The organism is Virgibacillus kimchii, from assembly GCF_055379185.1.
Map to the genome: position 1 here is coordinate 1,502,689 of NZ_AP043951.1, position 21,845 is coordinate 1,524,533.

The 21,845-nt window shown below is 43.9% G+C and carries 10 protein-coding genes and 2 riboswitches; of the genes, 2 read left to right on the forward strand and 8 right to left on the reverse strand.

Translation table 11 applies throughout. The features are described 5' to 3' along the window. Positions 1–85: 85 nt before the first annotated feature. Positions 86–1,021: a 1,4-dihydroxy-2-naphthoate polyprenyltransferase gene (locus ACZ42C_RS07700; protein ID WP_461182446.1), complete on the forward strand. Its 936-nt coding sequence runs from the start codon at positions 86–88 to the stop codon at positions 1,019–1,021. Between the two features lie 86 nt (positions 1,022–1,107). Continuing rightward, positions 1,108–1,455 (forward strand): TraR/DksA C4-type zinc finger protein, encoded by a 348-nt coding sequence (locus ACZ42C_RS07705; RefSeq protein WP_461182447.1) that lies wholly within the window; start codon positions 1,108–1,110, stop codon positions 1,453–1,455. A 237-nt stretch (positions 1,456–1,692) separates the two neighbouring features. On the opposite strand, the gene ACZ42C_RS07710 is transcribed toward ACZ42C_RS07705, so the two are convergent. The 8 genes from ACZ42C_RS07710 to ACZ42C_RS07745 form a co-directional block, all read right to left on the reverse strand. Continuing rightward, on the reverse strand, positions 1,693–3,150 hold the full coding sequence (locus ACZ42C_RS07710; protein ID WP_461182448.1) for an adenosylcobinamide amidohydrolase: 1,458 nt from the start codon (positions 3,148–3,150) through the stop codon (positions 1,693–1,695). A gap of 63 nt (positions 3,151–3,213) precedes the next feature. Beyond that, the gene (locus ACZ42C_RS07715) at positions 3,214–4,284 is read right to left on the reverse strand and encodes a FecCD family ABC transporter permease (RefSeq protein WP_461182449.1); all 1,071 of its coding nucleotides are present in this window, start codon (positions 4,282–4,284) and stop codon (positions 3,214–3,216) included. After that, the gene (locus ACZ42C_RS07720; protein ID WP_461182450.1) at positions 4,247–5,224 is read right to left on the reverse strand and encodes an ABC transporter substrate-binding protein; all 978 of its coding nucleotides are present in this window, start codon (positions 5,222–5,224) and stop codon (positions 4,247–4,249) included. The genes ACZ42C_RS07715 and ACZ42C_RS07720 overlap by 38 nt, the downstream gene beginning before the upstream one ends. Before the next feature lie 160 nt (positions 5,225–5,384). Continuing rightward, a riboswitch (cobalamin riboswitch) is annotated at positions 5,385–5,569 on the reverse strand. 119 nt (positions 5,570–5,688) lie between these two features. Next, positions 5,689–6,264 (reverse strand): ECF transporter S component, encoded by a 576-nt coding sequence (locus ACZ42C_RS07725; protein ID WP_461182451.1) that lies wholly within the window; start codon positions 6,262–6,264, stop codon positions 5,689–5,691. Between the two features lie 151 nt (positions 6,265–6,415). Beyond that, a riboswitch (FMN riboswitch) is annotated at positions 6,416–6,565 on the reverse strand. An 82-nt stretch (positions 6,566–6,647) separates the two neighbouring features. After that, positions 6,648–10,856, reverse strand: a complete 4,209-nt coding sequence (locus ACZ42C_RS07730) for a S8 family serine peptidase (protein ID WP_461182452.1) — start codon at positions 10,854–10,856, stop codon at positions 6,648–6,650. 951 nt (positions 10,857–11,807) lie between these two features. Beyond that, positions 11,808–15,131 (reverse strand): S8 family serine peptidase, encoded by a 3,324-nt coding sequence (locus ACZ42C_RS07735; RefSeq protein WP_461182453.1) that lies wholly within the window; start codon positions 15,129–15,131, stop codon positions 11,808–11,810. Positions 15,132–15,749: 618 nt separating this feature from the next. After that, positions 15,750–16,220 (reverse strand): IS200/IS605 family transposase, encoded by a 471-nt coding sequence (gene tnpA, locus ACZ42C_RS07740; RefSeq protein ID WP_461183836.1) that lies wholly within the window; start codon positions 16,218–16,220, stop codon positions 15,750–15,752. A 215-nt stretch (positions 16,221–16,435) separates the two neighbouring features. Beyond that, positions 16,436–21,574: a S8 family serine peptidase gene (locus ACZ42C_RS07745; RefSeq protein ID WP_461183391.1), complete on the reverse strand. Its 5,139-nt coding sequence runs from the start codon at positions 21,572–21,574 to the stop codon at positions 16,436–16,438. Positions 21,575–21,845 lie beyond the last annotated feature (271 nt).

The window sequence follows — 21,845 nt, forward strand, 5'->3', positions numbered from 1 at the left end:
TCACTGCCACATTTCCCGAAAAATTGACACGTTATGCTGATTTGCCTAAAATAAGTATGATGCAGTGAAATTAGGGGGAACTGTCATGCAATCATCCAATAAAGTGAATATAAAACAAGCCTTGAATGAAAGAGGAGGGTTTCAGGTTTGGTGGCGTCTGCTGCGCCCTCATACCTTAACCGCCTCATTTGTACCTGTTTTTGCAGGTACAATGTTAGCGTTTATTGAAGGCTCCATTCATATCATGCTTTTTCTCGCCATGATGCTCGCTTCTATTTTGATTCAGTCAGCGACAAATATGTTCAATGAATATTATGATTATGTCCTTGGACTGGATACGGAAGACTCAGTCGGCATCGGCGGTACAATTGTACGAGATGGGATCAGGCCTAAAACAGTATTGAATCTGGCTCTTGCATTTTTCGGTATATCCATCTTGCTTGGTATCTATATTTCCATGGAGTCCAGCTGGTGGATTGCGGCCATTGGTTTAATTTGTATGTTATTCGGTTATTTGTATACTGGCGGGCCAATACCCATTGCTTACACACCATTCGGCGAACTGTTCTCGGGTTTTTTTATGGGACCGGTAATCGTAGGTATCAGCTATTTTATTCAAACATCAACCGTTACCCGGGAAGTGATACTCGTCTCCATACCGATTGCCATCTTTATCGGTACCATTATGTTATCGAATAACATCCGTGATTTGGACGGGGATAAGGAAAGCGGACGTAAAACAATCGCAATCTTACTTGGCAGAAAAAAAGCCATTGTTCTCCTTGCCGGAATGTTCAGCGCAGCATTTTTGCTGACGCTCCTCTACATTCTTGCCGGAATTTTGCCGATATGGTCAATGATTACGTTTATAGCGATAATTAAGGCTGTGGATGTCATTAAGAAATTCAGAGGAAAAACAGAACCGATTGAAATGATGCCCGCCATGGCCGGAACCGGAAAAACAAATTCCATTTACGGGTTGCTGCTGGGACTGTCTCTTTTAATCAGCGCGTTTTTCTAACAATCATATTGTAACCACAGGCGACTGTTTAATCGAAGGAACCCATAGGACCCATTCCAAAGCATCAGAACGGAAAGGAGATCTTGATGAGTGAACATCTTAGTAAAGAAGACCTAGAGTATTTTAAGCAGCGGCTGCAAATGATGAGAGAACGAAACCAGGAACAAATAGATGAAAATGAAGGGCCGAATGATTCACTGGGAGAGCTCGCCAATTATGATAACCACCCCGGCGATATTGGAACAGAGCAATTTGAGCAGCAACGGGATGCCGGACTGGAAATGATGCGTCAGGAACAGCTCCAGGAAATTGAGGATGCGCTTAAACGAATTGAGGATGGGTCATACGGTTACAGTCAAAAATCGGGCAAGCCGATTCCCTTTGAACGATTGGAAGCACAACCCACAGCTAAATATTTAGTAGAAGAAGAATAACCATAAAAGCATGTCGTCTTTCTAAGGCTTGGATTCCCGCACACTTATGCTGCTGTTGTGGGAAGAATACATTTGTAGCCACATGAAAGACACATGCTTTTTAGTTTGTTAGGAGATAAGTGATTATACTTTTATACCCAAATCTCTAACCGGCTGGGAAATGCGTGGTGGGTCGCCGGTCAGACGATCAATGATATGTGCCAAAATTATTGATATAATGGTATATCATTCAGCATTTCACCTTTGGAGGTACTTTTCCAACGCTGTTTTTGTACATTCAAACACACCTCGCCCGATCAGCTGGCCCAGCGGAGTAATAGTTCCGGCGTAAGGCTGGAACCTTCCCTGCTGAGTGGAGCCAATTAGTATACTGTCTGTGGATGTCCCGGTTGCAGTTGTATTTGTTTCCATATCTTTAATCCCCATGTCCATCAGAGCCTTGGCTTTCGCTTCTGTTGCTGTCATGATGGACTGGATAAAGGCTTCTTCTCCCAAGGTCCCGTTTACCAGCACCCAAATGTTAATGGTTCCCGGCTTATATGCCAGGTCTCGGCCCACCCCGGAAGCAGCATCTATGGCATGTCCGGGTGCTGCCGTAACAACTATCAGAGCAGAGCATTCGCCCCTCTCCAAAAATCGGTATTCCACGTCAGCCAGCCGAACGGCAGTCATCATCCCGACCGTATCATTTGGATCAAAACCATTATCCGCCAAATAATCTCTCATCTCCTGCTTATGGTCTGCGCAATCGTAATTCTGTTCGACATGCCGATTGACAAGAGCGCTGTGCCAACCCACGCCGGATCCGGTTACGCCTGATGACATGGTCCGCAATGGCTGTTCCGTTTTCACCGTGATTCTATCTTCAGTGATATGCAGAAGTTCCGGCGTAATAAGTACGTCCCGGCGTTTTTCCATAACAGTGGGGACAAGTACCATTTGCGTTTTTGCCACCGTTGGGTGAGGGTGTGCTTCAATGGCAGCACCATAGGCTTCCTGAATCCCTTCTTTCTTTAACACTTCCCTGGACTTGTCACAAATTACTTTTTTCCCGTTCTGCAACAGGAGAATTCTGTCACAGTATAACCCGGCTAAATTTAAATCATGGAAGATGGAAATCACCGTTAAGCTTTTCTCTTTTGTCCATGTTTTCAGTACATCCAACAGTTCTTTCTGGTAGGCAATATCCAGATGGTTTGTCGGTTCATCCAGTAAAAGTATTTCCGGGTCCTGTGCCAGTGCCTGGGCAAGAAATACCCGCTGCCGTTCTCCTCCGGACAATGCATCAATCGGCATATCCCGGTAAGCTGCCACTCCCGTCTGTTTCATGACTTCCTCTATCATTTCCTCATCTTTCCTGGTCATGGATTGGAATAAGCCGCGCTGATGTGCATATCTTCCCAGGGATACTGTTTCTTTCACTGTGTAACTGAATGTTTGAACACTATTTTGCGGCAGGACAGCGACCAGCTGTGCAAAGGATTTTGCACTGTAGCCCGACACCGATTTTCCTTTTATCCTGATTTCTCCTTCCTTGACATCAAGAATACGGCTGATTGTTTTTAACAGCGTAGTTTTTCCGCTCCCATTTGGTCCGATCACGCCAAACAGCTCGCCTTTCTTCACTGTAAAGGTAATATTTTTTAACACTTCTGCCTGTTGATAGCCGCCGGAGATATTATTCACTTCGATCATATACTATCCTCTTCTTTCCTCCGATTTTCACTGTTATTTCCGTTTCTTTAAACCCTGTCTGCTTCACCTTCCTCCAGTGAGAAGCCTCCTGCGTCTTTGCATTAATATAATTGCAAATACAGGGGCACCAATGAGCGCAGTAATGACACCAATCGGCAATTCCGAAGGCGCGATAATCATTCTGGAGACCAGGTCTGCGAGAATAAGAAAACTTCCGCCCGCAATGGCGGATAAAGGCAATAAATGCACATGGTCAGGGCCCCAAAGAATACGAACGAAATGCGGGATCACCAGGCCGACAAAGCCAATCGTCCCGGATACTGCTACTGCTGCACCTGTAAGTATGGAGCCGGCAATCAAAATACTTATTTTCTTCCGTTCCACATTGACTCCCAGGTGCTGTGCCTGTTCCTCTCCAAATGACATGGCGTTCAGCTCTCTTGCATGAAAGGTTAATAATACGGAACCTAGCAGGAAAAACGGCAAAATAATCTGGATGTGGTCCCAGCCCCGCATAGAAACACTGCCCAACAACCAGCCGATAATTTGCCTTAGTTCGTCTCCTGTTAATGCGATCATTAACGAAATCAGGGCACCTAAAAATGAACTGAAAATAACTCCTGTCAATATAATCGTCTCTACCCTCAACGTCCGATCAATACGTTGCGCAAAAAACAGCACAAAAAATACGGTCATAAATGATGCAAGGATACTGAGTACTGGCAATGTAAATGCTCCAAGGAGCGGCAATGACAGGCCGAAAAAGATGGTTACGACGGCCCCAAGGGAAGCCCCGGAGGATACACCCAGTGTGTAGGGATCTGCAAGCGGGTTGCGCAGCAGCCCCTGGAAGGCCGCCCCTGCAATGGCAAGGGAGGCGCCGACCAGTCCGGAAAGCATTACTCTTGGCAGACGGATATTCCATACAATATTGGCATGTGTAGCATCTATAGATTCTCCCGATACCCCAGGAAGGATGTTTGCTGCTGCAATATGGATAATCGTGGAGAAGGGGACAGAAACTGTTCCCATTGATGTTCCCAATAAAATCGTCAAGATTGCCAAAACAGCGAGAAAAACATATGGAAATAATTTACTAGTCTTCGAAAACTTCCGGATAGATGAATTTTGCAAGCGTATCCGCTCCTTCTGCCAGACGAGGTCCCGGACGGCTGATCAGATCAGTATCCACTTGAATTACCTGCTCATGTTGAACTGCTGCGATCTCCTGCCATGCATCCCGGTCCATCAGTTGCCCCACCGGATCTTCTATATAATCATAGGTCAATATGATGACATCAGGGTTTTGATCTACAATTGTTTCCTCACTTAACTCCACCCAGCCGTCCTGGTCGGCTGCAATGTTCTCCGCATTGATCATCGTTAAAATTTGATTCTCAAAGGTATGATTTCCCGGGCTATATATTTCCGGCTCCGGAGAAATTTCAATGTATATACTTTTTACTTCTTCTTCAGCAATTTCCGCTGCTTTTTCTTCCAGTTTCGAAAATGTATCCTGCATGGCAGCAATTATTTCCTCAGCCTCTTCTCTTGTTCCTGTAGCTTCAGCTATCATTTCAATTGATTCATAGACACCGTCAAAATCAGCTGCGTCATTGACCATTAATACATTCAAACCGGATTCCCTTAACTGATCAATACCCTCCGGTGTATTTCCGGGATGAGCTAATATTAAGTCCGGTTCCAGCGAAAGTATCAATTCTAAATTCAATTCCAAACCGCCAATTTTATCTATTTCCAATGTTTCTTCCGGATAATTATCATAGTCGGAGACACCAACTATTCTGTCACCAAGTCCAAGTGCAAATGCGATTTCCGTGTTGCTTGGGATCAGTGAAACGATAGCTTCCGGTGCTTCTTCAATGGTGACTTGCTCTCCATCACTTCCTTCTATCGTTACAGGAAATTCCTCTGCCTCACTTTCCGGCTGTTCGGTCTGTTCTGATTCTGCTTCATTATTTTCTGTTTCTTCATTCTCTGTATCTTCGCCACATCCGGCCAGAACCCCAGCCAGAAGCAGGGTGGTGAATAATAACACATGCAATTTTCTCAATTTTTAATCCCCCTATTTTTGAGTTCTTTTCCTGATTCGCTCATGGGTTTTTGCCCATTAAAAAAACATCTCTTAAAACAGAGATGCTGAATAAGTATAATAGGAATCCACAAAGACTCCTCGTTTATCTTTTCACACACCTCCCTATCCGCGTAGGTCTAAATGGCGCTGGAACAAGGCAGGTCTCCTGACTTATGGCTATATGGATTGTTCCTTCCCGTACACGAGGTACAGTGGATTTTTACAATCTTTTTACCAATTACAGTGGCGGGACCATGTTGGATTTTCACCAAACTTCCCTTTTAAGTCTTGTTTTTAAAAGACACCTTATTCTTAGTCATTATTTAATTTTTACGCTAATTAAAGTATACACCACCGCTCTAAAATAGCAAAATAAAATACAACATAATATGACAAAAAAGCCAGCCTCTTCTGAGACCGGCTTCTGCTATTTTATGATTTTGTTAAGCAATTTCAACGCTCTTTTGCTCAATCCAACGCCGCATTCTTATAAACAATGGAATGAACATTAACCCGACGATAATACCTTTTATAATATTAAATGGAAGGATACCGTACAGTACAGCATAAAATTTCACACTCGTAATATGCATTTCTTCCATTCCCATAAACCATGCATAGACTGGTAAAATAATAAGATAGTTTAGTATACTCATCCCTATCGCCATCACGATCGTACCAACAATCAGACCTGAAACGACGCTCTTTACGCCTTTTCTGAATTTATGGTAAAGAAGTGCTACAGGTACGACAAACATAACTCCCGCCAGGAAGTTGGATATGACGCCAACCGGTTCGCCACCGCCAATTGCCATATAAAGCAGATTTTTGATTCCAACTACGATTACACCGGCCATCGGCGAGAATATAAGGGATGCCATCAGTGCAGGTATATCGCTAAAGTCAATTTTCAAATACGGCGGCAAAAACGGCAGCGGAAAATTAAAGAAAAATAGTACGAGAGATATTGTTCCCAGTAATGCCAGAATAATAAGTTTTAATAGATTTCTGTTTTTCATAATCTTTCTCCTCCATCTTTTTCGATTCCGATCTCGTGATGAAGGAAAAGCCTTTCACTCCATTAAAACATAAAAACCCTAAAGCCATAGGGGGCTTTAGGGAATAATACGTCAATGGAAAACCGGGTACACAAAAATGCACCGATTGGCTCAACATCTTCTCCCATCCAGACTATAACTGTCGGTTCCGGACTTACACCGGATCCACCGTTCAAGCATGCAAGCTTTCACGGGTCACGGACTTAGAGCCATGCAGCTCCTTACCGTCGGTCGGGAATTTCACCCTGCCCCGAAGATTGGAATCGAATATTTAATTTACTTATCTTCATTATACATAATATTATTCTGATTTCAAGGGAAAAGTTTTTCAACACATCCCTCTATTATTCCAGGTTTATAAACAATCTTCCTTCTGCCTGCTGTCTTGTTTCGTTTCTGAATTCATCTATAGCTTTAACTTCAATTACCGCTCCGTCTGCATAAGTGCTGCGCGGGACTGTATAGTATCCCACATAATTTCCTGGCGTTGTTTCCATCATCGGCAATTCGGTAGCATTGGCCATCTGCATGCCGAAGTCGGTCAGCGGCATGTGGATCATAAAGCTGGTACGTAATCCCGGCTCACTTTCAAATTCAATTTTTACCGATTGACCTGTCTCCAGGTGCTGGTCTTCTGTCGGCGTCAAATTCATTATTTCCGGTGCAGTATATTTGGCATAGATGGTAATTGTTTCCTCCATTATATTGCCTGCCAAATCCGTCGCCACAACCTCAATGACATTTTCGCCCTCATCCAGCAGTATGCGATGCGAAAACGCTCCATCCGTCACTGCTGTCTCCTGTCCGTTGACAGTAACTGTATCAAGGTTGGCATCCCATACCGTTCCTTCCACCGTCGCTGTTTCACGATTGGTCATTTCACCATCTTCCGGACTGGCAATCGTCAGTTCCGGTGCTTCGGTATCGAGCGTGACGGTAACAGGTTCGGATTGTTTGGTGGATTCACCTTCAACTATAGAAACAACTCGATAGTCATTTTCCCCTTCAGATAATGCTGTCTGGAATTCAAATGTTCCATCCTCATCAACAACAGCGCTATCCACTTCTTCTTCGTTATTCAATAACTGGATCGTCGTTTCAGGAGAAGCAGTTCCCTCAATGCTAATATCCGTTTCCGTCGTTATAAAGTCCGCTGACGGAGAAGTTATAACAGGATCTTCCACCTCATATGCTACCCGGGCACGAATCATATAGTTCCCTTCTATCTCATTAGCCTGTCTCCAAAGCCCGGTTATATTTTCATAACTTCTTCCTGCATAATCACCATCCACATCACTAGCCAGCGCAGGCGAATATTGATCTGCTCTTGTTTGTACATAAACGATATAAAAATCATCATCGACAATAATGTTTTCATCCCGCAAATCAATGACTGTCCATTCTGTAATATCCCTTATTGCTTCTGCCTCAAAGGGTCCGGCAAGTTTTTCTCCCGGCAATCCATCCTCACCGGTTGCATCCCATATTTCTACAGCAAATTCAGTACTGCCTGGACCGGGCCTTGGAAGGTGTTCATTTTCAAATTGGAAAACACCATCCGTAATGAGCGCTTGATCTCTGTCCTCGGGCAAAGATATTTTTACGGCTGCCCGGTTCCCGATATCATAAAATGTCCGCCCGATCTCCCCGGAACCGTCATCATATCCGATTTCCTCATATTCATAACTGTAAAATGGATCCAACGCTATATTTATTTCTGTTGTTTCCTCATCAATCGTAATTTCTTTTTCCCCGTAATGATACCCTCTGGCTATCACTTTCATCGTATACGTACCTTCATAGGCTGTCAGGTTGTATTCTCCATCCTCATCTGTCTCTACAGGGGTAATGTTGGCGTCTTCCATTAAAAGTAATCTTGCGCCTTCAACCCCTTCACCTCTAGCAGCATTACTTACCGTACCTGAAATGCTTCTTTCAGGAATTTCTTCAAGCAGAAAATGTATTTCATCCGTTTCATGACCCTCGATATCTATTGTTTTCTGGGCCGGGTAAAAACCATACGCCTCTGCTTCTACCGTATATTCCCCTGGTGCAAGGGAAGTTAATGAATAGGACCCATCAGCAGGATGCGTCCTCGTTGAACGTGTTGTTTCCAGAACACTTACTTGGGCATCCAGTGGTAATCCAATCTGATGTACCTGCAAATCTTCTATCGCGTTGTTCGTTTCAGGTTGATTATCACTTATTTTTTCCATATTCATATCTGCAGGGATGTCTTCATGATAGAGATTTGAACTCGATTCATTTGCCTCCAATATGCTGACATTATCTAAATACATTCCCGGTTTTGTTACTTCATTTGGCGTATTCGAGGTAATGTTAAAGCCAATAAATATACGTTCACCACTGTAGTCCGATAAATCGGCTTCCCTGTTTTCCCATCCACCTGAATCGTTAAACAAGAGCCGTACCGATCTCCATTCTTCCTGGTCTGTAGAAACGTAAACATATCCGACATCGTGTATCGCCTCGAAATCATACCATACATCGAAATTTAAATAAGCTTCTTCCCCTTCCGGCAATTCAACAGGCGGCATGACCAACGTAGCATTTGCACCTTTTGTATAACTGCCATGCAGGTTGGTAGCGTACACTTTTTCACCGGATGCGGCACTTTCCGGGCCGGATGTCGGCACACCCCATTCCCATTCATTTTCTTCGCCAAATGAGGTCCATCCAACCGGTTCTTCTTCAAAGTCTTCAAAATACCCAATTGTTACGCCTGTGCCAATAGGAACTTCGTATGTTTCGCTAACGATTTCATTATTCCCAAAATCGTTGATGATCCACTTATAAGTAAGTGTCCCTTCCTCCAACGCTTCACCGGCTATTTCGGCAAAATACTCACCATCCAAAAAGTCGCCGGATAAAAGAGAGGCGTCGATCGTTTGCCAATCACCGTCATTTATTTGGTACTCAAGCTCTACCGAAAGGACGCTGACATTATCCTGAACCTGTACATATAATGTCGTATTCATATCTTCATAAACTTCCAGCGGCATTTGATGATCATAGGTCGGAGCTTCATTATCCTCCCCTTCTTTCAACACATTACCGCTTATAGAGCCAAGGCCATCAACCATGGCAGAAACAGCATCAAATACATTTACAAGGCCATGACCATAGCCATTATTAGGCGCATCAGGATATTCATTATCAGTCCTTTCCACAGCAGTGTCCATCAGTACCTGCTCAATTTCCTGCACGGATAAGTTTGCATCCAATTGCCTTAATAAGGCTACGACACCCGCTACAGCCGGTGCTGCCATCGATGTGCCATTTTTATAATCATAACCGCCGCCTGGCATGGCTGAACGAATATTTACGCCAGGTGCAGAAATATCCGGTTTAATTTCATCATACGGAGAAGGTCCACGCAATGAGAAATTTGCCAAATAATCATTGGCATCTGTAGCACCGACTGCAAAAGACTCCGGATAATTGGCAGGAACAGCAACTGATCCGGGCCCGCCAGGATTGGTCAGCGTTGTATTTCCAGCCGCAAATACAGGGAAAATTCCAGAGGCTCTCCATGCCGTAACCGCATCCCGGTACCATTCATCCAGGCCCGGGCCACCGCCCCAGGAATTGTTGACAACATCCGGTGCTTTCGTTACGTCATCACCCGGTGCTAAAATCCATTGTGCTGCATCAAGCAGATCTGTATCATAGGCGCCGGCATCCGTAAATGCCTGCACAGAAATCCACTGAGCACCTGGTGCCATACCTATCTGATTCGATCCATCTTCCTCACTGCCAACCATGGTGCCGGTGACATGTGTACCATGACTGTTATCATCATATGGCACTTCTTCATCATTTACCGGATCAAAAAAGCTGTACGTATGATCCACTTCACCGGTTGATGGGTCGTAACCGCGATATTTTTCTTTTAATGCGGGATGCTCCCAATCAGCACCTGTATCAATACTTGCGACAACTGTTCCTTGCCCATTGATTCCCATATCCCAGACTGCCGGTGCGCCCACACGGTCTACATTCCACTCGATGTCAGCCGTTTTATTTTCAGGTAATTCCGCATCCGTGTCCACCGTTCTGATTAGTTCCCGCTGTTCATTCGGCAATAGCTTCTCAACTTCTGGAAATGAAGCCAGTTTTTCTGCAACCTCTTTCGTAGCTGTCACAGCTACACCGTTTACGATATGATAAGCATTGACATCCTCAGCAATGCCATCCTGCTCCGCTTCTTCAAGAAATTCAAGCACATTTTGCTGGGATTCCATCGCTGTAGATTTTAATTCCGATATAACTGCAGATCGCTGGATATGCTCCTGCTCCATCACTGATAAATTTGCTTTTTCTGCACGATCTCTCGCTTCCCGTGCTGTCTCCCTTATGTCTGCTGTTGCCTTAAACTTGATTAAAAATGTTACCTTCTCTTCATTTTCTAATTGATCCTGTAAACCATTGCTCACTTTATGCTGAAGGTCTTTCTTTGCATTTTGAGATTGACTTATTTTCCAATTAGGTTCCGCAAAAGATATCCCCGGTGCAATCAACGAGAAAATCATGACGAAGGCTGCCAAAATACTAAGAACACGAACCTGTCTTTGTTTCTTTCTCAAAACTTTATCCTCCCTTCGATTTTGAAACACTACAATCGAAAAACTCCCCCTTTTTTTACTTTTTCACACTGGCAATCTTCCAGTTTACTAGTTTAACTATAGTAGAAAACCAAATCAGGTTGTGTCGAAATATATCAATAAATACTTAATAATTCAAAATAATTAATAAGTACTACTTTTTTTAGTAGAGTTTAATAGGTAAAAAGTATGTAGAAAATTTACTAAATGCATTACCAACAAGTTAAGTGTTATACACTATAAAACTTAATCAGACTATCAAAAAAATAAAATGATTATTTACTACTATTTTTTTACAACAAATAGAATGAAGAATAAATATGGGGATAATATTCCTATGAAAAATCTTTGGGCCCTTGGAACTTTCCTATTAGAAAATTTTTGCACCAGGTCAATGGAATCATTTTTGCAGTCAGTCTCGAAGTAATTTCGGTTATCGGAAGGTCGTTAGATTTAAGAATTTAGAAGAATACAATTTGGTAAAAGTTCCAGATTTCATTACAACCAATCTGAATCTATTGGTATTAGCGCTTTGGTCTTGAAATAATACGGAAAGAATATTCTCATTTCTATATCAATAAAAAAGGTGTAAGTTCCAACTTAGCAACTCACAAACTGTGTCATGACAGATGGAACGAAGTTGTCGAACATTGAGGATGTTATAACCGCCCTTTCTTCAACTACTCAGCCGATGTTGATGTTCACTTATATGGTATAAGTGCCACTAAGGCTCTGATTTCATCAATCACCAAGTATGCTTTAACCCTAGTGGAGCTGTTCGGTGTTGGATCGCTAAATATTAAAAAGAGTGCAGAGACTGTAAAATCTCTGCACTCTTTCACATTTAACCAATCTGCAACAGAAGAAACACCCCTCTGTTTATTCCAGGTTTATAAACAATCTTCCTTCTGCCTGCTGTCTTGTTTCGTTTCTGAATTCATCTATAGCTTTAACTTCAATTACCGCTCCGTCTGCATAAGTGCTGCGCGGGACTGTATAGTATCCCACATAATTTCCTGGCGTTGTTTCCTTCATCGGCAATTCGGTAGCATTGGCCATCTGCATGCCGAAGTCGGTCAGCGGCATGTGGATCATAAAGCTGGTACGTAATCCCGGCTCACTTTCAAATTCAATTTTTACCGATTGACCTGTCTCCAGGTGCTGGTCTTCTGCCGGCGTCAAATTCATTATTTCCGGTGCAGTATATTTGGCATAGATGGTAATTGTTTCCTCCATTATATTGCCTGCCAAATCCGTCGCCACAACCTCAATGACATTTTCGCCCTCATCCAGCAGTATGCGATGCGAAAACGCTCCATCCGTCACTGCTGTCTCCTGTCCGTTGACAGTAACTGTATCAAGGTTGGCATCCCATACCGTTCCTTCCACCGTCGCTGTTTCACGATTGGTCATTTCGCCATCTTCAGGACTGGCAATCGTCAGTTCCGGTGCTTCGGTATCGAGCGTGACGGTAACAGGTTCGGATTGTTTAGCTTCTTCACCATCTACCAACGTAATGGCAGTAATTTCATTGTCACCTTCCGTCAGTCCGGTGTTTATGGAAAAAGCAGCATCTTCACCAATCTCAGCAGTTCCAACTTCCTCTCCATTATTCAATACACTTACACTCATTTCCGGAGTAGCGGTGCCTTCGACAGCTGTTTCCGTTTCATTCGTAATCAATCCGTCTTTCGGAGAGGTAATAACCGGATCATCCACCTCATATTCGACAACAGAACGTATCATCTTATTACCTGTCAGAAAATCCGGTTCCAATTGATACCAAAATCCTTTGTACATTTCCCAGCTTCGATACGTAAACTCATCCTTGTCATTTTGCAGTCTTGGCGCTGTCTCCCGGTCTTCAGATTGAATATAGACCATGTAGAACTCTTCATCTACCATAATCCCATAATCTCTCAAATCCACAGTAGTCCATTCCCCATTTTTTACTGCAGTTGCATCAAATGGTCCGGCAATCATTTCTCCCGGTTCTCCGTTTGGACCGTTCGCATCGAATACTGCAACTTGAAATTGATCACCGCCACCTGCAGAAAAGAGGAATTTACCTTCCGATACCAATGCCCTTTCCTGTCCATCATCCAGTGACATTCTTACCCCCCAGGCGTTGCCTGCTTCCAAAAACCAGCTCCCCCCCTCGCCAGTACCATCGTCATAAGCAAGTTCACTGCCGGGATAACTGAAAAATGGATCAAGCTGCACATTAAATATATTGCTATCGCCTGAAACTGTCACTTCTATTTCTTTCGTGACATATCCTCCAGCAGAAACCCGCAGTGTATAGTCACCTTCGTAAGCTGTAAATTCATATTCTCCATCTTCATTTGTTTGAACAGGCTCAATATTGGCATCCTCGACCAATAGTACATAAGCTCCATCAACAGCTTCATCATTCCTGGCGTCTGTCACTGTTCCAGTAACTGTTTCCTCTGGGATTTCTTCCAATGAAAAATCTAATTCCAAACTTTCATCCTCAATAAGGTTTATCTCCTGCTCCACCGTGTAATAACCATATGATCCTACCTGCAGAACATGTTCACCTGCTGCATATCTGATCAAATAGGAGCCATCATCCGGATCTGTTTTCACCGAACGGTTCTTTCCCATAACACTCACCTCAGCTTGAAGCGGAAGCTCCGAGCCTTGATCAGTAACATTGCCTTCTACCGTTGATACACCTGCATCTACAGCCAGTACTGCATTTTCTGCATCTATCATTCCATAACCATACCCATCATTTGGAGTATCAGGATATTCTTCATCTGTCAAAGGCAATGCAGTATCCAATAAAATTTCCTCTATGTCATCAACACTAAGATTGCTATTTGCCTGCAGCAATAATGCAGCTGCACCGGATACGGCAGGTGCTGCCATGGAGGTACCGCTGTTATCCGTATATTCCCCGCCGGGAATGGAGGATCTGATTCCCTGTCCGGGTGCCGTTACGTCCGGTTTGATTTCCTCATATGGAGACGGTCCCCGAAGTGAGAAGCTCGCCACGTCATCACCGACATCCAGTGCACCAACAGCAAAAGACTCCGGATAATTAGCCGGCGTTGCGATGGAACCAGGTCCCCCGCTGTTATTATTGTCTACATTTCCAGCAGCAAATACAGGGAAAATATTTGCATTTCGCCATTCAGTTACAACATCACGATACCATTCATCCAGTCCAGGTCCTCCGCCCCAAGAGTTATTAACAATATCCGGCGCAAGATCCACCCGGGTATTTCCATCTCCATCTGTTGGTGCTAAAATCCATTCCGCCGCAGCGAGTAGGTCAGCATCAGTAGCTGTGCCATCTGACGCGAATGCTTTAACACCAATCCACTTTGCTCCGGGAGATACCCCAATTTGATTGCTGCCATCTTTTTCACTGCCAACCATTGTTCCTGTTACATGGGTACCATGTCCTTGATCATCATAGGGTTCCGGTACTGCTTCAGTGGCATCAAACCAGTTATAATCGTGATCCGCTTCTCCTGTTTCTTCGTCATACCCACGATACTTATCTTTTAATGCAGGGTGATTCCATTGAACACCGGTATCAATACTTGCTACCACGGTTCCTGAACCATCATAGCCCATTTCCCATACATATGGGGCGTTCACTCTTTCAATATTCCATTCCACATCCTCCAGTATCGCTTGTGGTTCACCTTCAGACAGCGAGAGGAGTTCTGGATCGGTCACCGGTACAGTCAAATACCTTGTTTCATTCGGCACCAGCTTCTCTACTTCTGAAAAGCCGGCAATTTTTTCTGCAACTTCTTTCGTTGCCGTTACAGCCATTGCATTTACAATAAAATAAGAGCGGATGTGTTCAGCATTTCCGCTTGAGCCCTCTTCCTCCAAAAAGCTACGTACATTTTTCTGTTCTTTTAATGCAGTTTCTTTTAACGCATTAACAACAGAGGAGCGTTGCTGAAATTCTGCTTCATGAGCCGACAGCTGATTTACTTGAGCATGATTTCTTGCATCTTTTACTGCTTTATTTGTATCTGCTTTTTCTTGAAACTTAACAAGAAAAGTCACTTCTTCCTGGTCATTCCATTGAGTCAATAAGCGTTCATCCATTTTTGCTGCCGGAGTTTTATTCGACTCATGCAACACATTCCGTTTCTCTTGCACTTCCTCTGCAAAGCCTGGTGTAATAACTGAAAAAATCATTAGTGCGATCATCAAAAAACTTAAAAACTTTATACGATATAACCCCTTCGTTCCCAAATAATCTCCTCCTTTTTGAAATCCAGGGACTGTTCAAATGGTGAAAAAGCATAGACGCCCCTTGACTTACCTATCACTACTATAGTAGATAGGTCATTGCAGTAGTGTCGATTTACGTCGACAAAAATCCATTAATAACAAAATGATAAATTAGTACTATGTAAAAGTTAGGTATAAAGTGAGATTGATAGATAAACATTCAGCATTTAACCGCACTTAAAATATATGTTTGTTTTAAATAAAAATAAAAACAGGAAATAGTATTCATACATTTACAATGTATGGAAGCCTGCAATTAATTTTGATAGAAATTCCTCAGATCATTCTGATGTAATTCTCTCTTAGACATTACTTTCCTATCAGCAAGAAAAATTAATGGGTGAAAAGTTGCAGTTTTTCGTTTTTATGAAATCATTTCAGAACAGTTTTCTATCATTATTAATCAAAACCACCAGTGTGAACTGGTGGTTTGCTCTGCGGCTGAAAGCCTATGTTACCGGCCTCGGCCTAAAAGGCCCACTGAATGGGTTTCCCTTTTGCACCACACTTACTCACTGATTCTTAAAGAATCTCTTATTTCTTTTTATTTTTCTTACCGGTGAACGGATCAAATTCTTCAAATAATGTTAATTGATCGCTCATGTAATCCTCCCTAAGCTGATTTCGTATATACTCTTGAATTTGATTTTTATTTCTTCCCACCGTATCCACAAAGAATCCTCGACACCAGAATTTTCGATTACCATATCTATACTTTAAATTCGCATGACGGTCAAAGATCATTAAACTACTTTTACCTTTTAAGTATCCCATGAATTGAGACACACTCAATTTTGGTGGTATACTAACTAACATATGAATGTGGTCTTTGCATGCATTTGCTTCGTGTATTTCAACGCCTTTTCTTTCGCAGAGTTCTCTGATTATTTCTCCTATACTTCTTTTATATTTTCCATATATGATTTGTCTTCTATATTTTGGTGCAAAAACTATATGGTACTTACATCTCCACTGCGTGTGTGCTAAACTATTCTTGTCCTTCATTGGACGTGCCTCCTTCTATGGTGAGATTTTGGTGGTCGGGAAACCTACCTAATCTTACCATGAAGCGAGGCTTTTTTTGACCCCACGCTAGAAGCTCTCTGGAACCCCCGGCATAGCCGGGGGTTTTCAAAGATCATAAAAAGAGTGCAGAGACTGTAAAATCTCTGCACTCTTTCACGTTTAACCAATCTGCAACAGAAGAAACCCCCCTCTGTTTATTCCAGGTTTATAAACAATCTTCCTTCTGCCTGCTGTCTTGTTTCGTTTCTGAATTCATCTATAGCTTTGACTTCAATTACCGCTCCGTCTGCATAAGTGTTGCGCGGGACTGTATAGTATCCCACATAGTTTCCTGGCGTTGTTTCCATCATCGGCAATTCGGTAGCATTGGCCATCTGCATGCCGAAGTCGGTCAGCGGCATATGGATCATAAAGCTGGTACGCAATCCAGGCTCACTTTCAAATTCAATTTTTACCGATTGACCTGTCTCCAGGTGCTGATCTTCTGCCGGCGTCAAATTCATTATTTCCGGTGCAGTATATTTGGCATAAATGGTAATTGTTTCCTCCGTTATATTGCCTGCCAAATCGGTAGCCACAACGTTTATTACATTTTCGCCTTCATCCAGCAGTATACGTTGTGAAAACGCTCCATCCGTGACAGCTGTTTCCTGCCCGTTGACAGTAACTGAATCAAGGTTGGCATCCCATACCGTTCCTTCCACCGTCGCTGTTTCACGATTGGTCATTTCGCCATCTTCAGGACTGGCAATCGTCAGTTCCGGTGCTTCGGTATCGAGCGTGACGGTAACAGGTTCGGAGTCTGCAGCGTCTTGCCCATCTACATACGTTACTGCAAGAAACTCATTCTCTCCTTCTTCCAGTTCTGCTTCTATGGCAAAGCTTCCATCTCCGTCAATTTCCTCGGTACCAATGGTTTCTCCATTTTGCTGCAATTCCACACTCGTCTCAGGTGTCGCAGTTCCCTCTACAATAATTTCGCTTTCATTGGTAATTAACCCGCTATCCGGTGTGGTGATAACAGGTGCATCTACCGCATAAGCCACCCGGGCACGGATCATATAGTTACCTTCGTCAGCAGGGGATGATGACCAAACTCCGCCGACTTCCTGATAGCTTCTGCCGGCATTTGGGCTGCTCTCATCTGTAGCCAGACCAGGAACATTCGGGTTGTCCTGGGTCTGCACATACACCATGAAAAAGTCTCCATTCACCTGGATGCTTTCTCCGCGCAGGTCTACCACAGTCCATTCATTCAGGTCCCTGATTGCCTCTGATTCGATTGGACCTGCCAGTTTTTCATCAGGCATGCCATCATCACCTGCGGACCATACTTCTACAGCAAATGGTGTATCACCAGGCACAGGCCAATCTGTTCCATGAAACTGGAAGACCCCATCTGTGACCAGAGCCGTCTCCCTGTCTTCAGGCAGAGACATTTTGACTGCCCATTTGTTCCCCGCATCATAGTAAGCCCGGGCATTTTCCGCTGTACCGTCATCATAGTAAATTTCATCCCCGGGTACCGTAAAGAATGGTTCCAGATCAATGTCCAGTGTCATATCTCCATCCAGTTCAAGTTCAATATCTTTGGAATGATAGTCTGTTGCAACGATTTTCAAGGTATACGTTCCTTCATAACCGGTCAGCTCATAACTCCCATTTTCATCCGTTTCCACCGGGCTTACATTTGCATCCTCTGCCAGCAGTAAAGTAGCCCCTTCAACCGGTTCTCCCGTGCGCTCATTTGTTACTGTTCCGCTGATCGTTCCCTGTGGCAGCTCATCAAGTACAAAATTAGCTGTAACACTTTCATCAGCCTCTACTTCCACAGTCTGTTCTCCGGAAGAAAAGCCATATGCTTCTGCTAACACAGTGTATGTTCCAGCTGCATGCATCAGCGTGTACGACCCGTCCTGCGGATTAGTGCTCGTGGAACGGCCGGTTTCCAGTACACTGACCTGTGCGTCCAGTGGAATTCCGCTTGACTGGACTTCCGCATTTCCTTCTGCTTCATCTGATTTGCTGCCGGCTTGATCGGCTGCAGCAGATGCTTGCGTTACCATAGCTTTCTCCGCCACTTTCTTTTCCAGTTCATCCTTCGTTTGATCCGGGATATTCTGCTGAATTTCTTCCGGTTTCATATTTGTTGGTTCATCACCAAGCATTGTATCGGAAAGTGCAACAGCATCAATATACCACCCCGGCCTTGTAATGCTTCCGTCTGAATAAGCATAAAATCCGACATAAACTTGCTGACCTGCATATGCTGACAAGTCAATTTCAACATCCTGCCAGTATTCTTCTTCTCCCTCAAATGCCTGCAGTTCAGTCCATTCCTCCATATCGGTGGAAATAACTACATGCCCATAATCCCAGGCCGTACCCAAAGAAGACTGTTCAAAGTTATGCCAGCTTTTAAATTGTAAATAGGACTCCCCTTCAGGCAGCGAGATTGCCGGCATAAGAAGCGTCGCATCCATATTATTAGGATAATCGCCGGAAAGATTGGTTGCATATACATTTTCCCCAGATACAGCTTCATCCGGACCGGAAGTCGGCACACCTCTTTCCCAGACGTCATTATCACCAAAGGTTGTCCAACCTGCAGGTGTGTCTTCAAAATCCTCAAAATAGCCGACTGTAATTGGCTCGCTTACTTCAACTGCATATTCAGCTGTTTCCACTTCATTGCCGGCATAGTCACTAACCGTCCATTTATACGTAAAGGTATCGCCGGTAATTACGTCACTCGGTACGGTTACTGTAAATAGACCATGTGTAGCATTATCCTCTGCCAATTCTGTTTCAAGATCCTGCCAGTCATCATTTTCATCCAAATAATGCAAGACAGCATCACCTATCAGTAAGTCATCATAGACGTCAATGCTCAAAAATAATGGCATTCCCGCATACGTTTCCAGCGGTGACTCATGTTCATACGTAGGAGGTACATCATCATCGGCATACTGGGATTCATCCGTTAATGCCACATCGTCGATATACCAGCCTGGTCTTGTAACACTGCCATCGGAATACGTGTAATATCCGACATAGATTCGTTCACCAAGGTAGTCACTTAAGTCCACTTCCTCGCTGGACCAGTATTCCTCTTCCCCATAGAAATCACGGACAATAGTCCATTCTTCCAAGTCCGTGGATATTACTAAGTGTCCATAATCAAAATTGGTTCCGGTTGATGAGCCTTGTTCAAAGTTATGCCAGCTCTTAAATTGCAAATAAGCTTCTCCTTCTTCCGGCATGTCGATAGGTGGCATCACTAACTCTGCATCCATATTGTTCACATAATCCCCAGCCAGATTAGTAGCATACACATTCTCACCGGAAAATGCTGCATTTGGACCCGAGGTTGGTTCTCCCCATTCCCATACATTATTCGTTCCGGTTTGATCCCAACCGGCCGGTTCTTGATCTCCTTCAAAATCTTCAAAGTAACCAATTGAAATGCCGGACATTACTTCAACATGATATTCTTCCGTTGTAACCTCATTATTACCAAAATCATTAACAACCCAATGATACGTGAATGTTCCTTCCTCTACAGCATCACCAGGTACAGTAGCGGTGTACTCGCCGGACCGGAAATCTCCAGAAGTGCGGTTGGCTTCCACCACTTCATCCCCATAATGCAGCTCTACAGAAGTCACACTTACATTATCTGCTGCATGAATCGTTAAATCCAGATCCATATTAGAATAAGTTTCCGCAGGTGCTGTATGTTCATACGTTGGAGGCTCCGTATCTTCTCCGTCCATCGTTACCTGTCCTTCAATTGTACCAAGACCGGAAACAACAGAGGACACCGCAGCATAGGCATCGACAATACCATATCCATATCCATTGTTTGGTGATTCAGGAAAAGAACTGTCTGTTCCGGCTTCCGAATCTGCCATTTCCATAATAATTTCTTCAGCAGTATCCACATCCAACCCGGCATTCGCAGATTTCAATAACGCCACAACCCCCGCGATTGCCGGAGAAGCCATGGAAGTACCGCTTTTCCCGCCATATCCGCCTCCAGGAATGGCAGAGCGGACTCCTTCACCCGGAGCTGCAATATCCGGCTTAATCTCATCATATGGTGAAGGCCCTTCTAATGAGAAGGATGATTTATTATCACTGCTGTTCGTGGATCCTGCTGCAAACGATTCCGGATAGTTTGCCGGTACGGCTACAGATCCCGGGCCACCCGGATTGGTCAGCGTTGTATTTCCAGCTGCAAAAGCAGGGAAAATATCTGCTGCTCTCCATGCAGTAACCGCATCACGATACCATTCATCCAGTCCCGGTCCGCCGCCCCAGGAGTTATTCACCACATCCGGTGCTTTTGTTACGTCATCACCCGGTGCCAAAATCCACTGGGCTGCAGCCAGCAGGTCTGTATCATATGCCCCTGCTGCTGTAAAGGCCTGCACAGAAATCCACTGTGCACCCGGAGCAACACCTACCTGGTTGGATCCATCCGGTTCACTTCCTACCATGGTTCCGGTTACATGTGTGCCGTGGCTATCATCATCATACGGCTCTTCTTCCCCGTTTACCGGATCAAAAAAACTATACGTGTGATCAACTTCCCCGGTTGCCGGATCGTACCCACGATATTTATCTTTTAACGCAGGATGCTCCCATTCTGCTCCTGTATCGATACTTGCTACGACCGCTCCCTGACCGTCAATACCCATATCCCACACAGCCGGGGCTCCAACACGGTCTACGTTCCATTCAATATCCATTGTTTCATTTTGCGGAACTTCCACATCCGTATCCACCGCTCTAATCAATTCACGCTGTTCATTTGGTAGCAGCTTTTCCACTTCAGGAAATGAAATCAGCTTTTCAGCCACTTCTTTTGTAGCAGTTACAGCTACCCCATTTACGATGTGATAAGCTTGAATATCCTCTGCCTTCCCTTCCCGTTCAGCTTCTTCAAGAAACTCCAGCACAGGTTGCTGAGATTCCATTGCCGTCTGCTTCAATGCTGAAATAACAGCCGATCGCTGTGCATGCTCCTGAGCCATAGAAGAAAGATTTGCTTTTTGCGCAGTCTCTCTTGCTTCCCGGGCGACCTCCATCGTATCTGTTTTTTCTTTGAACTTGATTAAAAACGTAACCTTGTCTTCCTTCTCCAATTGATCCTGCAAACTGCTATTTACTTTTGCTTGTACATTCGTCTTTGAATCACGGAGAGAATGACTTACTTTCCCATTATTCGTTTCGGCGATAGTAATTCCCGGTGCAATCAATGAGAATATCATAACAATCGTTGCCAAAATACTAAACATACGGACCTGCCTTTGCTTTTTTCTCAACATTTATCCTCCCTTCGATATGACACCTTTAAACTAAAGCTCCCGGCCTCCTTTCCTGCTATTTTTCTAAAAATCTACCAGGAAAATCTTGGCTGCTATATATAACTATATTAGATAGAGAGTGAAAATAATGGCGAATATTGTCACAATTAAACCTGCAATTAAAAATTGAGCAGGAAGTATCGCTTTTCCAATTAGCGCCGGTCAGAAAAATAGTTCCCCGGAACCACTGATCATCTGATAAAATGCAAAAAACAGGAGTTTATCCATATGA

Excerpts from the sequence above, each read along its gene's own strand:
- ACZ42C_RS07725 (WP_461182451.1), bottom strand. The coding sequence starts at position 6,264 with ATGAAAAACAGAAATCTATTAAAACTTATTATTCTGGCATTACTGGGA.
- ACZ42C_RS07710 (WP_461182448.1), bottom strand. The coding sequence starts at position 3,150 with ATGATCGAAGTGAATAATATCTCCGGCGGCTATCAACAGGCAGAAGTG.
- ACZ42C_RS07735 (WP_461182453.1), bottom strand. The coding sequence starts at position 15,131 with ATGATCGCACTAATGATTTTTTCAGTTATTACACCAGGCTTTGCAGAG.
- ACZ42C_RS07730 (WP_461182452.1), bottom strand. The coding sequence starts at position 10,856 with ATGATTTTCTCGTTGATTGCACCGGGGATATCTTTTGCGGAACCTAAT.
- ACZ42C_RS07700 (WP_461182446.1), top strand. The coding sequence starts at position 86 with ATGCAATCATCCAATAAAGTGAATATAAAACAAGCCTTGAATGAAAGA.
- tnpA (WP_461183836.1), bottom strand. The coding sequence starts at position 16,220 with ATGAAGGACAAGAATAGTTTAGCACACACGCAGTGGAGATGTAAGTAC.
- ACZ42C_RS07745 (WP_461183391.1), bottom strand. The coding sequence starts at position 21,574 with ATGTTGAGAAAAAAGCAAAGGCAGGTCCGTATGTTTAGTATTTTGGCA.
- ACZ42C_RS07705 (WP_461182447.1), top strand. The coding sequence starts at position 1,108 with ATGAGTGAACATCTTAGTAAAGAAGACCTAGAGTATTTTAAGCAGCGG.